The sequence below is a fragment of the Ruegeria sp. CL6 genome (assembly GCF_056536465.1).
This window is the reverse complement of the sequence record NZ_JBQFPR010000005.1, coordinates 59,747-75,996: the sequence shown is the minus strand read 5'-3', so window position 1 is coordinate 75,996 and position 16,250 is coordinate 59,747. Positions and strand designations below refer to the sequence as shown.

Annotated in this window: 12 protein-coding genes; all 12 read right to left on the bottom strand. The window is 56.3% G+C overall.

Translation table 11 applies throughout. From position 1 onward, the window contains the following. Positions 1-155: 155 nt before the first annotated feature. Positions 156-1,262 carry a peptidoglycan-binding protein LysM gene (locus ACR0LH_RS14940; RefSeq protein WP_480721571.1) on the bottom strand — a complete coding sequence of 369 codons (1,107 nt, stop codon included), beginning with the start codon at positions 1,260-1,262 and terminating at the stop codon, positions 156-158. A gap of 42 nt (positions 1,263-1,304) precedes the next feature. Further along, the gene (locus tag ACR0LH_RS14935; RefSeq protein ID WP_170415951.1) at positions 1,305-2,534 is read right to left on the bottom strand and encodes a transporter substrate-binding domain-containing protein; all 1,230 of its coding nucleotides are present in this window, start codon (positions 2,532-2,534) and stop codon (positions 1,305-1,307) included. A gap of 19 nt (positions 2,535-2,553) precedes the next feature. Beyond that, positions 2,554-3,342, bottom strand: coding sequence for a PP2C family protein-serine/threonine phosphatase (locus ACR0LH_RS14930; protein ID WP_480721570.1), 789 nt, complete (start codon positions 3,340-3,342; stop codon positions 2,554-2,556). A 3-nt stretch (positions 3,343-3,345) separates the two neighbouring features. Further along, positions 3,346-4,455 carry an FHA domain-containing protein gene (locus ACR0LH_RS14925; RefSeq protein WP_480721569.1) on the bottom strand — a complete coding sequence of 370 codons (1,110 nt, stop codon included), beginning with the start codon at positions 4,453-4,455 and terminating at the stop codon, positions 3,346-3,348. A 101-nt stretch (positions 4,456-4,556) separates the two neighbouring features. Beyond that, a complete protein-coding gene (locus tag ACR0LH_RS14920; protein WP_480721568.1) occupies positions 4,557-6,674 on the bottom strand; it encodes a serine/threonine protein kinase in 2,118 nt (705 codons plus the stop codon). 337 nt (positions 6,675-7,011) lie between these two features. Continuing rightward, complete coding sequence (locus tag ACR0LH_RS14915) at positions 7,012-8,298, bottom strand: dynamin family protein (protein WP_170485890.1); 1,287 nt, start codon at positions 8,296-8,298, stop codon at positions 7,012-7,014. Then, positions 8,295-10,337, bottom strand: a complete 2,043-nt coding sequence (locus tag ACR0LH_RS14910; protein ID WP_170415943.1) for a dynamin family protein — start codon at positions 10,335-10,337, stop codon at positions 8,295-8,297. The genes ACR0LH_RS14915 and ACR0LH_RS14910 overlap by 4 nt, the downstream gene beginning before the upstream one ends. A gap of 67 nt (positions 10,338-10,404) precedes the next feature. Beyond that, entirely contained in the window at positions 10,405-11,265 is an 861-nt protein-coding gene (locus tag ACR0LH_RS14905) for a hypothetical protein (protein WP_170415941.1), read from the bottom strand. A gap of 23 nt (positions 11,266-11,288) precedes the next feature. Further along, positions 11,289-11,690, bottom strand: a complete 402-nt coding sequence (locus ACR0LH_RS14900) for a hypothetical protein (protein WP_170552310.1) — start codon at positions 11,688-11,690, stop codon at positions 11,289-11,291. A gap of 31 nt (positions 11,691-11,721) precedes the next feature. Next, positions 11,722-13,443, bottom strand: coding sequence for a dynamin family protein (locus ACR0LH_RS14895; RefSeq protein ID WP_480721565.1), 1,722 nt, complete (start codon positions 13,441-13,443; stop codon positions 11,722-11,724). Between the two features lie 8 nt (positions 13,444-13,451). Further along, positions 13,452-15,464, bottom strand: coding sequence for a dynamin family protein (locus tag ACR0LH_RS14890; protein WP_170485886.1), 2,013 nt, complete (start codon positions 15,462-15,464; stop codon positions 13,452-13,454). A gap of 2 nt (positions 15,465-15,466) precedes the next feature. After that, a complete protein-coding gene (locus ACR0LH_RS14885) occupies positions 15,467-15,871 on the bottom strand; it encodes a hypothetical protein (protein ID WP_480681469.1) in 405 nt (134 codons plus the stop codon). Positions 15,872-16,250 lie beyond the last annotated feature (379 nt).

Here is a 16,250-nt window from a genome sequence, read left to right as displayed (position 1 = left end):
CCGAACCGAAAGGCTAGGGCGCCAGAAATAAGACAGGGGCCGACTCTTAGAGTCGGCCCTTTTTTGTTGGCGATTCAGATAGAACTCGCCCGGCTTGCAAAAAATAAGGGGCCAGTTCGACAACTGGCCCCAAATCAACTGGTTTGGTCGTTGTATCAGTTCGATGCTGCGTTCAGTTTTTCATTCTGCTCGCGCAGTGTGTCCGAGATGATCGCATACCATTCGCCGGATTCACGCATTTCGTTCAGACCCTTATTCATCATCGCGACGTATTCACGAGCAAAGGGATTAGTGCGGTGCGCGAGGAAGCTCATCGACGACAAGGTGGAAACATAGGGGTTTTCAACTATGTCGGCCGAGGTCAAACCCATGTCTTTCATGGTCGCGGCGAACAGTTCAACCTCAAACGCGGCAACGTCCGCAGTGCCCGTCAATACAGCGTCAAGGCATTCACGCGCCGTGTTGGGTTGAACGACGGTGGTATTTGTCCGGTTCAGACCGATTTCTTCAAGAACAACCATGCTCCAGCCTGCCATGCGGCAAATGGTTGAGCCTTCAAGGTCTTTGAAGGTTGTTGCGTTCGTGTATTCGCTTTCCGGCAATGTGTAAAAGCCGCCAACAACGTCATAAACTGGAACGGAGGCGACGAACTGTGTGCACCGGGCTTCGGTTTCAGCCGACCACTCATAAGTGCGGTTGGTGCAGTCCGGAATGGTCCACGCGATCGAGATGTCAAATGCGCCGAGCGGAAGCAGAGTGTCCAGATGCGAGCCCCAGTCATCCACAAAGCTGACCGAGAAGTCACGGCTGTTGCCTGCACGCTGCAGGCTTGTTGTGGCCAGACGGGTCATGATCCCGCCGCCGCTGAGGGATTCACTTGTAAAGGGTTCCCATCCGTTGCCGGCGACCAACTTGATCGGCGGAGCATAGACGTTCGAGCGCTTGATGCTTGCGGCACGCTTTTCTTCCGCCGCGATCACTTCTTGTGCGCTCTGACCATTCGGCAGGCTGCCGTCTTCACAGGGCAGGGCCAGAACAAGTCCGGGCTCAAGCGCGTTGGGGTTGGTGATCGCATTCCGGTTGGCGTTAAAGATCGGCTGATAGTTCGAGGTGCCGTAGGCTGCGATGGCGATTGTTGCCATCGTGTCGCCATCGGCAACCGTGTAGTTGCTGCAGGCTTCCTGCGCGGCGGCAGCTCCGGCGCTTAGGACCGTGACGGTGGTGGTCGACAGCGCGACCTTTTTCAGATTAGAATTGAACATCCACTTTCTCCAGACTGTATAAGTGTGCGGCCGTTGGGGGGCTTAGCCATTTTCCATTTGATGACGCAGAGCGGTTGAGACGATGTCGCGCCACTCTCCTGATTGCTGCATGATCGCTAGACCCTGGTTGAGCGTCTCAAGGATCGCTTCCCCATCCGGATTATCTTTGTGGGTCATGACGTTAAGCGACTTGATCGCCGCCAGGTTGGGGTTTTCGATAATGCGGTGCTCGTATCCAAGGCGGCCGATTGCTTCGACGGCCAGGTGTGCTTCGATGGCGACGATGTCAGCGGTTCCGTCCATCAATGCGCGGAAGCAGTCATCTGGTGAAACCGGTCGCATAAGCGAGATTGCAGGCTCGTACAGGCCGACCGAATCCATATGTGAAAGGGACCATCCTTCGGGGCGGCAGATCGTAGTGCCCGCAAAGTCGGCATAAGTCAGCGTCTGTTCATAACCAGACCCTTCCCGCGCAAAGAATGTGTCCACAACTTCATAGAACGGGTTTGAAAAATTGTAAGTTTCGCACCGCTCACGGTCATTTTCAGACAGCGAAGCGGTCTCTTCGCAATTCGGACGTGACCAGGGGAAGGTTGCATCGAAGGCCAGTGTCGGCATCAGCAGATCAAGATGCGAGGACCAGTCATTGACGAACTGAATCTTGTACCCTTGTTCGGGTGCGGCGCGCAGCATCGCGGTTTCCACGAGATTTGTGTACAGGCCGCGATTAGGCAGATTTTCGTCAGTGAAGGGCGCGTAGTTGCCCCCTGTGATCAGCAACAACTGCCGGTCGCGTATACCCGGACGCTCGGTCGTGTCGGCATTTCGGATCAGTGCCGCAGCCTCTGTGCGTGCGGCCTCGATTTCCTCTCTGGCCTCTGCCTTGGCGGCTAAAGCAGCGTCTTCGCTGGCTTTCTTGGCTTCTGCAATTGCCTTGGCAGCACGGTCCTCGGCAGCCTTGACCAGTTCAGCCGCCATTTCAGTGGCCATCGCCTCGGCCTCTGTCTGTGGAAGCTGCGTCGCGCGGCCGATGTCTTCGAGGCAGGGCAACGTCAGAACGTCACCAACACGGATGACGTTCGGGTTTTTCCCGATCACATCGCGGTTGGCGTCATAGATGATGCGAAAGTCTTCGGTGGAATAGACTTCTATGGTGAGTTCGCGCAGGCTGTCGCCACGCTGGATTTCATAGGTCGAGCATGCCTCTTGCGCTGAGGCGGCGCCCGCTACGGCAGCAAGTGCCAGGCTGGATATGATCAGATGGGGTCTCATTGGTCCTGTCGCTTTGCCTTCATTCATTTATTGTGAGTTTCACGACACCGATTGACACATTGTCCTGGTCGGGATCGTTTTTGGCCCTTAGCGCCTGAAACAGCGCGTCGGCTATATCTCGGGCAAGTGCATCAGTATTGGCTTCGAGAATGGCTTGAATTTCCAAGTCACCGAGGTATTGCAGCCCGTCGCTGCCTGCGATCAGAATATCCGTTCCTGTCAAGCTCAGCGGGGTTTCGGGGCAGTCCACCTTTGGAATGGCCGCGCCCATGATGACCGACGTCAGTTGATTGCGGTCAGGGTGCGACCTGGCCTCGTCCTCGGTCAAAATACCCTGGGCGAGTTGAGCGTCTATGACCGGCGCCATCGAGTGATCCTCGTTGACCTGTTTTAAGGCTTCGTCGCGGAACAGATACAGCGGGCTGTCACCGATCGAGATCCAGAACACACGCTGGGCCAACAGCAGGACGCCCAACAGCGTCGATCCCATTTTCAGGCCGCCGCCCTGTTCTTCACAGTGGTTTTCGACCGCGGCGTTGGCCAGCATTGCCGCCACTGGTAGCGCGTCGATCAATGCGTTCTCGGACGGTGTAGCTTGCTCCAGTTCGGGGTCCAGAGCGTCACGCCAAGCCTTGATGACCAGATTGGACGCGACCTCTCCGGCGGCGTGACCGCCCATGCCGTCCGCGACGACGATGTATGCGGCGTCTGCTGCATCGAACATACGAGCAGCAACGGCATCTTCCTGTGTGTCGCGCTGACCCTGATCGAGGATCAACGCAATGTCATATGCCGGGCTCGCCAGCATCTATCAGGAATCCCGCCAGTCAAAGCCGTCATCGCAGAAGGCTGTGAATCGGATCGAGGTTTCGCTGATGCGGATCAGATCGCCACTGGCCAGCGCTACGGTGCTCAGAACCGGCTTGCCGTTCAGGCGAACCAAATTGGCTTTGCCGCCATGACCCAGATAACATTTGCGATCTTCGGGGTCATAGGCGATCACCGCATGATTGCTGCGGGAAATACCGGTATCGCCAAAGTCGAGTTGGATAGCCTGATCGTCGTTGCGCCCGATCTGCATCAGACCTTCGGACAGTGTGATGCTGGTGCCGCGGCCCGGACCGGCCGTTACCACGAGCCAACCAACCGGGAAAGTCTGCTGGGCAGACTCTGTCTTGTCGATGGGTTCCGTAGTCTCGATCAAATCCTGAACATGTGTATCTGCGCGTTCAAATCCCAGGAAAGTCGTTTTGACCCGACCGCGACGATCCGAGGCCGCCGGTGCAGGGGCTGGAGCTGCTACGACGTCTTCTGCCGTGTCCGCTGCAGGTGCTTTATCCTGAATAGGAGGGTCTTCGGCAACGACTTCGACAACCTGCTGTTCCGGCGTGGCGTCGAACACAACGACCTCTGGTTCTTCCTCTGGCTCGTCGCTCGCTACGTGCAGCGTAACGACCGGCTCGGAATCGGTGTCTTCCGACTCTTGAGGCTCGTCAGAGGTTTCCTGAATTTCCGCGATGACCTCTGTCATCACAATTTCATCCTCGGCTTCAAGTTTTTCCGAGTCTTCGTCCTGCTGTTCGGGGAACTCTGGCATTTCTTCTTCGGGCAGCAGTTCGTCTGATTCCTCGTAGCTTTCGGAACTCGACATATTGCCGCCTGCAAGCGCCTCGCGCAGAGCGTTGAAATCCGCGATCGGCTCGGGTTTCTCGGCTTCGGTTTCCGTGTCCTGTGCCGCTACGTCTTCGGCTTCGGTTTCTTTTGGTTTGCCGGCACCTTCTAGAAGCCGGCTGAGAGGGCTTTTGTATTTGAACATGGTGACGACACCTTTGTTTTGGCCACAGGACTTCTGTCCCATGGGGCTGCTACTCACCTCTGCGCGGAACCGCGCAACGGCACTGATGATAAAAACCAAAGTCACTCTTACTTTCCGCGACGGGCCGGTCCCCGTCAGGATGCGCGGGTTTTGGGGCGCATCCCTCAGCAAAAACACACTGGCAGACTACAAATGAACCGGTCAGATCACTCCTGCGCTAACTGCATGATGGCATCCGCCTCGGCACCGTTTCGCAACACAGTCAAACGGGCCTGCGGGTGGTTTTCGGACACGAGGGCTTCCATGACAGCGTCCAGTGTTTCTGGTCCGTCAAGCCTGATACCGGTCTGTGTCTCCGACAGCAAAATGTCGCCAGCTCGCAAACTGCCTGATGACGTGGACGGAACGGTTTCGGCGACGGTTGTCCAGCCTTCGCCCTTTGAATTGCGGATCGTGAACCCGTATCCGTTTTTCAGACCGACCATGCGCATCGCTGGCAGGGCCAGCAATCCGTTCTTTGCGCGTGTTTCGCCCAATGGACGGTATCGAGCTGTAACGCGAATATAACCGTCAGGGTCCACATTCAGGTCACGAAGAACCTGCGAGGCAAAGCTGGCGTCGGCCTGCACCGGATTGCCGTTTAGGGTGTAGATCGCGGCACCACGTTGAACCCACTCGCCGATCACGGACATGTCCTGCGCACTATCTACGCCAGTGATCGCGATCACGTTGCCAGTAGAAGCCCTGCGTTTTGAGGTTTGAAACGGTATTTCAACGTCCCAGTGGGAAAACGCGACCTGCGTTTCACTCAGTTCGACCGCCTCGGAGGTTGCAGGTGCCTGCGATGGGGTGTCGGCTGCTGAGGTTTCGACCTCTTGTGTAGCTGCCGGTTGGTCCAGGGTCTGCTCGATAGGCTCTGGCTCTGTTGCTACCTGCTTGGGCGTTACTTCTGGGGCGCTTTCGGTTGGCACATCGTCCTGTTCAGACACTGCCTCGTCTGCACTTTCGGCAACGTCGGCCGTTGGTGCCAGTAAGGTTTCATCGTCCTGTGTGGTCGCAGCTTCCTTGCCAGCCGTCAGGAAAAAACCACCGGCGGCCAGTGCCGCGACGAGGATCGCCGTGCCCGCGACCAACTTGCCGCTGCCGCCCGAACCGCTTTTGACGACTGTATCTATGGCGACTGGAGGTTCTTCCTTTGGGGCGAACTGCGCGAGTTCTTCTTCTTTTTTGTCTTCGTTGCCCAGTGCAATGTCCGGGTTCCCCGCCAGCAGTGCGGTTACGACGGCTTCTGCGTTTTCGCTTTCGGCTTTGATCCGTGCTTTTTCGGCGGCTTCGTCCTTGCGATCCATCGCGACGATGACTGAAACCGGGCGGTAGGCGAACGTGTCGAACATCACACCCGGCCCGCGGAACATGCGCAACCAGTCCAGCGCGCTTTGAACGCGGTCCGTCGCGTGTACTTCCATTGCTTTGTCGATCGCCTCGAGGAAGCCTTCAGGATAACCCTTGAACCGGCCTGTCAGGGGCTTATATGGGTCGTCCTGACTGTTGTTGAACGCGTTCAGTCGGGTCTGGCCGTCAATGGGGCGTTCGCCACTGATGGCGTGATACAGCGTGGCAGCAAGGACATACAGGTCGCTGCTGGGATCTTGTTCCGCGCCTCGAACGTAAAACTCATGAGGCGAATACCCGTCCTTGATCACCCGCAGGGTCAGAAGGGCCGCGGACTGGTTCGCGGCCTGTTCCCGGGCCGCGCCAAAGTCGATCAACTCGGGCTCACCGTTTTCGTCGATCAGGATGTTGTCTGGTGAGATATCGCGGTGCAACATGCCGCTTTGGTGGACGAAGGACACCGCCGACAGCATCTTTTCGGTAACCTGGACGATGAAATCTGGGCCTGCGTCATTGTCGGGGTTTTCAACATAGTCCAACAAATCGCACCCTCGGATGAAATCCATGGCGATATAGGCTGTGTTGTTGTCTTCAAAGACCTGATGCACATCCACAATGTTGGGATGTACCAATCGAGCGTGATTGCGGGCTTCCTGAATGAAAAGCTCGATAATAGACCGCAGGTCGTTTTCGTAGCCGGGTTCAACAGGTTCGACGAGATCCCCATTACGGTGACACAAGGCGCCGGGGTAGCACTCTTTGATCACCACGTCCCGCTCGAGGCTGTCACGAGCCAGATACGTGATCCCGAAACCACCATTGCTGAGAAAGCGCAGGATTTCATACTGTCCGCGCAAGAGCTTGGCGCCCGGTTGAAGTCCTTCTATTTTCGGTTCGTCGTGCGTTGCGCCGACAGCCTGGTTGTGGCTCATTTCTTCCCGCCCGTTCTAATCGTTTTGCGGTTCATTCAACGGGGCAAACTGCCCAACTACTCACAACCAAACACAACCGCAGGACACTAAAGAACGTTAGACGTTTCAAATTTGACTTTATTGGGGCCGCCTCATGGCTTCACTGAGAACTGATTTTGGCGATCAACTAGATGAGGTATAGGGCGTCACGGTTGCCACTACATGTTGGTTGTGGGGATGTTAAAAGCGCGGACTGAGTACCAATTTCTCGTGGATTGGTCGTTGATTCCGAAACAATAGCGACTCGATTCCATTGCGCTCGAATCGCTGCCGTGACGCTCAATTTAGGCGTGAAAAATCAGGTTCCGGTTTTCGACTTTAGGGCTTCAACCCGGCTGCCGGCCCAAGCGAGGTTGTCGCTCAGTTGCGCCAGAATACTGATCGCATCCTTCAAGGGTGCATCGCCGCTTTCAAATTGCAGCAAGAGCAACAGGTCCGTGGCCTTTTCAAACTCGCCGGGAATCCAATCGGCATCTGGATTGATCTCGCCTGATTGTTCCAGCCGTTCGGCGAAATCTTCGACAATCTCCTGGCAACTGCTCAGAAACGCGGAAGGCTCAATATCAGAGTTTTCGCGCAGGTCTTCATAGATGCTTGCAATCGCTGCCAGCCAATCTTCAAGAATTGGGTTCTCCAGCGGAGGCATCGAGGCTTCAAGTGCCGTATGCATCGGCGAAATCTCGGGCCGGTCAGAAGCGGGTTCGGACAACTCCAACGAATCCAGATAGGGCTGAAAGTCGCGGTCTATCTCAGTTCGTGCGGCTTCTAAGTCTGACAATCGGCGGTTTGATGCGATCTTCAGCACCTGCTCGGCCAGGTTTTGGCCCCCGCAGGTTTCCCACAGATCAAAATCAGGCTCAGGTTCCTGCGCCATTGCCCGAACCGCGACCGGGGTTCCGATTGGCACCACCGAACGGAACATTCCGTCCTTTTCCTTGTCCAGACGTGCCAGTACCCGGTCCATGGCTTCTTGGACAGGTGGCAAGTCGGCGTGGGTGACGGCCAAAAGGCTGTTGTCGCGCAACTTCTGTGGAACTTGTGACCACAGGTGGCGTTCTGTCTCGCGCCAGGCATTCGCGCCGTTTGTGCACCAGATCGCGCAATCGACAAACTCTAGCAAATCAAGTGTTGGCTTGTAGGATTCGTCCAGCGCCCCGGTGCCCGGCAAATCAAACAATGAAATCTCTTGAAGGGCCGGAGTGTTCAGTCCGACTGAGATAAAGTCAGGATTGTCGGCCGCTGCTTTTTCAAGTGCGATACCGGAATAAACCTTGGGTTCCTTGCCCCACCATCCAACCGTGGTCTCAGGCGCTTCGGCATAAGCGACTATCACCAGCGGCAGTTTCAAGTGCTGGGGACCTGTCGGCAAAATATCGGCCCCGGCCAGCATATTGGCCAGGCTGGACTTACCTGCGCCAAATTCGCCTGCAAAGCCGATATTGACCGAATTCGACAGCCGCTCTGCATGTCCCAGTGCGCGCGCGCGCATGTCGTCCAGCACCGGGTCTGAAGGAAGATTTTCAGTGGTGCTCAGAAAGCGTTCCAGCTTTCGGACTTCCTGCTGGGTTCCAGGAAATTCGATCATTCTGCGGCCTCGGGTAAATTATTGAGTGAGGGGTCAGAGCCAAAAATGGCGTCCAGTTCGTCTGTAACACGTTGAGCGTTGTCGAACGCCTCTTGTGCTTCGGCCCGTGCGTTGGTCTCGCCAGTACCGGACCGGTGTTCAAGGTGGCCGGCCAACAACGCCAGATAGTGATCCAGCACTGTATTCAGCCTTTCCATCAAGTCCCCACGGGCAGTGTCCACAAGATCGTCGCCAATCATCTCGAACTCTTGCACGATCATCTGTTCAGCACGCGAAACAACACTCTTTCGCGATATCAGGCGCGATAGCCAGGTGACTCGCAACTCAACGGTGATACCGCGTGTCAAAGCGGTGGTGTCCGGGCGGAACCACCTGACAGCGCTGGTGTTCATCCGGTTATCAGTTGTGTCCTGCCATCCGGGCAATGAGCGCAAAGCAGCATTGCTTTGCATATCAATGGCATAAAGCTCGCTGAGCATTCGTTGACGCACAACCTGTGTCGCGCCTTGAACAAGCTCTCGCATGCGGTCGCGCAGGGGGCCAAAATTCAATTCCGTCTCGCCGCCCTTGGCCAGCAAGGGCGAAGAACCGCTTGGTCCACGCACAACGTCTGAAACTGCTTCGGCTACGGTGTCGTCCATTACCCCTCGCAGGTTGGCAAGGACTTCATCCATATCGTTGACGATTCCTGCGGTCTTGTCACTGACCAGCGTGCGCAGCCGCGCAAGTGTCTTGTCATTCTCTGACCCACTGTCCGGCGTGTTCGCGCTTTCGCTTTCGATGGCGCGCAGATGTGCCTGGGTCCGCTCAAGTTCGCCTTGCGCAAAGCTGTGAAGGTGCTGCCAGGCCATGTGAAGATGCTCGTTGCGCGGACCATCGTTCAGGGCGCGGGTCACATACCCGCGCAAATCAGGAAGACCCGAAGCGATCATGGCCGCAAAACGCAAGACACCTTCGCGGCTGATAGGACCAGGACCTTTTTTGATTTCTTCAACGCCGTCCAGATACTGTTTCATCAGCTCGGGATGTGCACGCAGCCATGCAAGTATCTGGTCGTGGTTCACTCCGGTTTCGTCACCTGTCAGCGCATAGTGAGCCCACTGTGCGCTGCCCATGAGAACATCGATGTCCGAGTTTCCAAGTGCCTTTTCCAAACCGTCCATCACATCGGTACGCACCTTGGCAGCGTCATCCGCGCCCTCGCCCAGCTCGTCTACGCGGTTGATAAAGACCACGATCTGACCCAGTTCCAGTGCCTGCATCAATCGGAACAGTTTCAGATCAGCCCGCGACAGCGCTTGATGCGCAGACAGCACGACAACAAAGAAATCAGATTCCTTTAGGTATTGGCGAGAGATCTCTTCGCGGATCAGCAGCGGATCGTTTACGCCCGGCGTATCCGTGACGGTCACCGGAAACGGGAAGTGACCGATATCAAAATACACTTCGGCCTTGCGGGTGATGTCACTATACAGACCGCGATCCGACCCAGGATCAAGCGTGCCGTCCTCTGACGGCTCATCGCCCGCGCATACATAGCGCGCCAGATCGTCCGAAGTCAGCTTTTCAAGGTCGTGATGTTGCCCCAGCAGGTGTTTGTAGCTTTCACCCAGGCGCAGCTTGGCGCGGGTTTTCATCGCATCGACCTGTTCTTCTATCATCTCGCGCTTGTAGCTGTCCTCGTCATCCGGGAACATGTTGCGCAACTCTTCGCCCTCAGCGATGAGCGATTGCCACTGGCGATTGTCGAAGAAATGGAACTCGGCACCGTCTGTTCGACCTGACGGGTGCCCAAAATGCATATCCGTGATCACGGTTGTCCACGGGTTTACGTCTGACGGAAGGTATCCGGCCTGCGCCGTGAAGCCATTGATCAAGCGAGATTTTCCGGCCTTGATTTGGCCCACAAACGCGATGGACGGTTTCAGGTTGGAAAGATCGCTGACTATACGAGAAATGAACTGCCGGGTCTCATCGTTGCTGACTCGGTGCATTTCTTCGGCGATACGTATCAACTCACGTCGTTGATTTTCACTCATAACTCTTACCCTGGTGAATCCTAGTTAAGGAAAGGATTCGTTGAAAATTTGAACTTTTGGAACGACCTCATTCCGCGTCCTCGGTGAGATCCTTCCAAAGATTGACGACGGCACCCAGTTTTCTTGCTTCGTGCACGGCCACTGTGATTTCGTTGGCATCGTGCAGGACGGCCAAGGCTGTGCCATTCCCGCCCGAGGGTCTCATGACAATAAGCTGCGGATAGTCCAATTCCACCAGCGCGTCACCATCCCAACCGGCCAGATCATCAGCAAACTTTTTCAACAGGTTCTGACCCGCATGCAGGGGCTGGTCCGGGGCGCAGGCACCGTCGGACCGGTGGGTTGTTCCGTCTTGTTTGCTTGCCTGAATCCGCCCAAGGGAACAACGATCTGCGCCGTCATAGAACCGGCTTGAGAGGCTCTGGTCAGAAACAGGCGGATTATCTGGCAACGTAGACGTCGTTTGATCGGGGACAATCGAAACGACCGGTTCGGACGGCAACTCAATCGCGAGACAGGCCTTGGAAATTTCGCTGAACGTAATGCCCACATCGTCGGCCTCAAGCGCGATATCTGGCTGAAGCGATATAAGTTCCAGCGGACCCGGTGCCGAGGCGATGTCGGACACGAGATGCGCCAGACTTTCGGCCAGCGCGTCGCGCTGCTGGGTTTCAAAGTCAGGCACCAAGCCGGACCGGACGCGAAAAACATCCGTCACCCGAGAGCTGTTAACCTCGATCGCCAGGCAATCGCCGTTGGCCGCCGTAAACTCCAGTCGCCGGGGCAAGACCGTGCCGCGAATGGTGCGCAGCACTTGTTCACGCCTTGCCGCAGCGGTTTCTCCGGTCAGAGTAACTGCGGGATTGAGACGCGCTACTGTCGTGCGCCCAATGTCCTCGAGCAGATCGAGTATCTCAGTGTCCATCATGTCGAGACCCCCTCTGGTCCTGTCTAAACTGCAGCCGAGACAGGCCCCAGGCTGAGATGTGATTTCGTTAGAGCCAATCCGACATTCGCGCTGTCGCGGCATGTGTAGCAGATCACATGATCAGGATAGGCCGAAGTGCGCAGAAAGATGTTCAGCCGACCTTTGGAAAACACCGCAATTTCCCCAAAACCCGTCTTTTCGGACCCCTCAGAGTCGGCCTCACGCAGAAGTTCTTCAAACCCACCTATGCCGCGTCCCTGAAACAAGTTGGCGACAGCGATCGCCAAGCTGTCCAGCGCGCGTGCGTCTTCCGGGCTGGCAAAACTTGTTCCCAGCAACATCCCCGTTTCCATATCGACATACCCGGCTGCTATACAGTCGGGTATGGTGTGGATCGCGGTGTTTAAAGCTGCTTCGATAGACATCTTGCGTCCTGTTTCTCTGCCTTAGTGATATCTACAACACATGCCATTCCGGGCCGTTGTTTTTGTCGGGTTTCGGAATGGTCGGCATCGTTCCCTTGGAACTGCGCGCGTTATGTTCTGCCGCGATCTGGTCGAATTCCTGAAGGAAGGACTGGAACATTGTTTTCAATCCATCTGCGTCTTGGGGCAGTTCTTCGTCCTGCGTGATCTCGCGCCACATTGCCGCCGCGCTAATCAGCGTTCCGGCGGGAACGTTCAATAGATCCTCAAGCCGCTCGTTCTGCTCCGGCCCGTTCAATGCTTCGACATTAGTTAGTGGCACGACTTGCATGTCGTGCAGGTCGTTTGATTCAGGTTCCGGTTCAAACTCATCGTCTGTGTCGGAGGTTTGTTCAGCCATCAGCGCAGCGATAGAGGAAACGGAAACGTCTGCGGGCTGGCTTTCAGCTACTTCTTCCTCGATCTCGGCTTGTTCGGGCAGGTTTGCCAGCTTGCCTTCCAGCGACTCCACAAAGGCGTCCGGCTCGGACGCAGCATCGTCCGGTTGGTCCAACTCGGCTGCAGATGTCAGTTCAATCCCGGCATCGTCACCAAATTCCTCATCACTTATCGGGTCGATCTGGTCTGCTTCGATCGATGACGAGTGCAAATCGGTGAGGTTGAGGTTTTGACTGGGCGATTCCTTGAAGAACGCGCGCAGATCATCTTCCTGTTCGGGTGTATCCGCCAGTGGCGCTGCTCCCATTTCGGCCCTCAAACGATCAGCCTCGCCAGCGTCGATTCTGGGTGCCCGTTCCGCTTCGCCCGACCGCGCTTCAACGCGGGCAGGGCGCACTGGAAAATTGGTCACAACCTCGTCGTTGGCTGCCGATGGGTCCTCGGCCTGAACGGGATCGACCAGTTTCAGTGGCCGCGAATGGCTGGAACCACTCGCGGATTTTTCAGGTCGAAGCGGTTGCACGCGCGTCGAAGCCTGAAGGCCGCTATCTATTTGGTAACGAGACAGAATTTCGGCGCGATTGCCCATGATTTGCTCAGTAATCTCAAGAAAACTGTCGACCATCTTTCCGCCGCCACAGCGTGCCCACAGCTCGGCGTCACCGCTTTTGTCTCGGGCGACAATAGCGTCCCGCGCTGAAAACAGGATAGAGCGGTTAAACAAGTGTCCTGCCTCGCGATTGACGCGGCGCAGTACCTTCTGGCGGTCTTTGGAACCCAGAACATCGGCCCGCGTGACCAGCAGCAACGAGTTGTTCTGAAGTCTCTCGGGAAGGGAAACCCATGTTGCCCTCTCGGTTTCGCGCCAGGCTTGCGTAGCGTGGGTGCACCACAGCACCCCATTTGCCTGGCCGACCGCCCGCCGCCAGACATCGTCTGATATCTTGGGATCCGAAATGCCGGGCGTGTCGATCAGATCAACAGCTTCCAGAATGTCTGATTCCAGGAAAATGCGAACGAACTGGGCGTCGTTTACCCCAACAGATTCAAGCTGATCCAACCCGATATTTTCGCGGCTGCCATCGTGACCTTGCACATAGGCGGATTGCTTGCCCCAACTAAACCAAACCGGGGGCAACTGCGTCGCCGTCACCTGTGTGGGCAATGCGTGCGAGCGCAAAAGAAAGTTCATCAATGTGGATTTTCCGGCGCTGAACTCGCCCATCAGAGCGAACACGGGTTTGCGCCGGGACCACTGCTCGATGCGTTCCCATTTTTTGTTAGAGACGAAGCGGGTTTGTGAATCTTTTGCCATATCGCTACTTATGCTGCCTCGTTGCTAAGATCTTTTAGGATGTCGCCCAGTATGTCGTCGGGTGATTTTCTTGCCGTCATACCGGCCATCAATGCTGCATTGCGGCTTGGGTCTTTTTCGGCCGCTGCTGAAATGCTCAGCAACGTTTCTTTCTGCTCACGCATGAAATCCGACAGGCTGGCCCGAACGTTCTCAAGGACGGCTGCAATCTGATGTTCTTCGATATCCTTGGTGATCGAGTTTGCTTCGGATGCAATCAGACGAGTGTAGTCCGCTGCATAGGCTTCAAATCCCTTTCGACGCTGCCACCAGCGGCGCCACCAGGTGCTTTGAAGGTCCAGGGCGATGGTGCGTCCGATCCCCAACGGCGGCGGCACACGGGGAACAATAGGCGCTTCGATCGTGAATTCGCCCAAATGGTTGCCCAGTAGTTTCTGGTAGAGGGCTTCGATGTCGGCTGCTGCCGCGCCATACAACGCCCCGGCCTCTTTGCGCATCGAACGAGCAAAGCTGAAATAGGCCGCTTTTTGCAGGGTCCGCAGCCCTGCGGGGTCGTATTGCCAAGTACCTTCCTCGCCGTTTTGCTCAAGATGAGCTATCAGAGAATCTGTTGCCCGTTTGACAAAGTTGGCCTCGGCGGAGGTCAGTCTCTCAAGTACTTTTTCGCGCAGGGATGAGGTCAGTTCAGCCGCTTTCTTATCATATTGCTCAGCGACTTGCGCGATTGCGTCTTCGGTGGATACGCCATCCAGATCACGAACAACGCCTTCACCGGCGGACAGGCTTTTGGCGACCGCAGTGGCACGGATTTGGCTCGCGATGTTGCGGGCCTTGTGCCGGACTCGGTCCAGAAGACGGTTACCGGCACCATCTGCAATGCGTTCGTTCATAGCCAACAGCAGATCCGGCAGGCCGGACAACGCCCAAATCTTATCCAGCGAAGGCGCCTGATCTCCGAACCCAGCGGCCAGATAGAATGTGTTCAGCGCCTGACGGGAATCTTCATTCAGAATATCAGGGTTTCCGGTTATGGCGGCTTCTGCCCAAAGAGCGCTGCCGAATACGACGCTGGTGTTGGTGTCGATATTGTTCTGCTTCAAAGTGTCCTGAATTCGGTCGCGAATTTCAGGGACTTGGGTGACCGGATCTGCCAGTTCGTCGATCCGGTTTACGAACAAGATGATCTGACGGTTCTCAAACTGGGCGATAATCCGCATCAGCGCCATGTCCATCGTCGTCAGAGCTTGGCTTGCCGCCAGAACAACAATGCATACTTCGGACCCGCGCAGGCTGCGAAGGGTAATCTGCTCGCGCACCATGAAAGTATCGTTGACGCCGGGCGTATCGCAGAGTTTCAACGAGATCGGATATTGCGGAATGTCCATGAACAGTTCCGCAGATTTGGTCACGTCCGCAAACCGCCCGGTCTTTGGGTTGATGTCCGGGTCGTCTTGATCGCCCAGACAGACGTACCGCTGAATCAGTTCTTCGTCGAAATAGTCATACTGATGGCTCTGACCAAGGATCAGGTCGAAATGTTTGCCCAGACGTTCCTCTGACTTGGCCTTCATCTCGCCGATCTGACGGCGGATATCGTCCATTTCGTCATCGGCACCGGCCCGGTTCGCCAGTTCGCCCAAACGACCCCCGCCGACCATCAGGTTGTCCCACTCTTCCTGCTCGAAGAATGTGAACTTGGACTTTGTGTCGCCTTCGGTGCGGGTGTTGATGTTCAGTGTGGTTACCACCGATGTCCACGGGTTTACATCCGATGGCAGCAGCGCAGGGCGCCCGGCAAGGATGTTCACAATCGAGGACTTCCCAGCCTTGACCTGCCCAACCAGCGTAACGCTGGCCGAGAAGTTTTCCATGCGCGTCTTGAGGGTAGCGAGACGGGCAGAGGAACGGGCGTCTGCCACCTCTGTCAGTTGGTCAATCTGCGTCGTCAGCGCAGCCATTGCCGAGGTCATTGGCGTCAGCGCTTCATTGCCGACAGACAGAAGATGGTCGTTGCGCGCCATGGTTAGCCTCCGGTTCCTGTCGCCGCCATGTGATGCTGTCCATGGTCGGTCGGAGTACTGGTCAGCGTGTCAATGCGAGCAATCAAATTCAAAGCGTTGCCCAGAATGGCAGCTTCGGCGCTTGGGGAAATCTTCTCGAACGCGCGCTCGTCGGCGAGAACTTCGATCGAGCTGAACTGCTCACTGTTCTCAAGGCAGGCGACACGGCGTCCGGTCGGGAACCCCGCAGACTTGGTTTCGGGCAACGGCATTCGTGAGTTTGCGAGCAGGTAATGCCCGCCAGAATGTGTGCGCAGCGCGACCCCAAAACCCGTGTCCGGGTGGTCGCGGCTCAGGGTTTTGAGTTCACCAAGAAAACTTTCGCGTGCAAGACCAACGGCGTCTTGCTCGGCTGCGGCAGAAGTCATCAAATTGGTCACAGTTTCCGACCCTTGTTTTAGAGTTGAGCAGAAAAACTCGTACGGTGCCCGAGGGCAAAAAGACTCACTAAGTCCTTGCCTCCATCAATTACTGGCAAGGCGGAATTTGTTTGACGCGAATAAGATTTTTTGGCGTTTGAAATGTGGCGCAAATGTGATGCGGGGGCTTTGAAGCCTTGCAGCTACGCAAGAATCTGTGACTTGGCAGAGGATTTATTGAAGGTTTCCAATGTCGCAGCGGCATTCCCTGACGGGCGCTTCAGAATCTTTCGGGGCCCTGAAAAATGGGTGCAACGACCTCCGAATCTCTTTTGAGGGGGGCGGATAGCCGTACTTGAACGGCGGCAAGGTAAGCTACCTGCCCGGC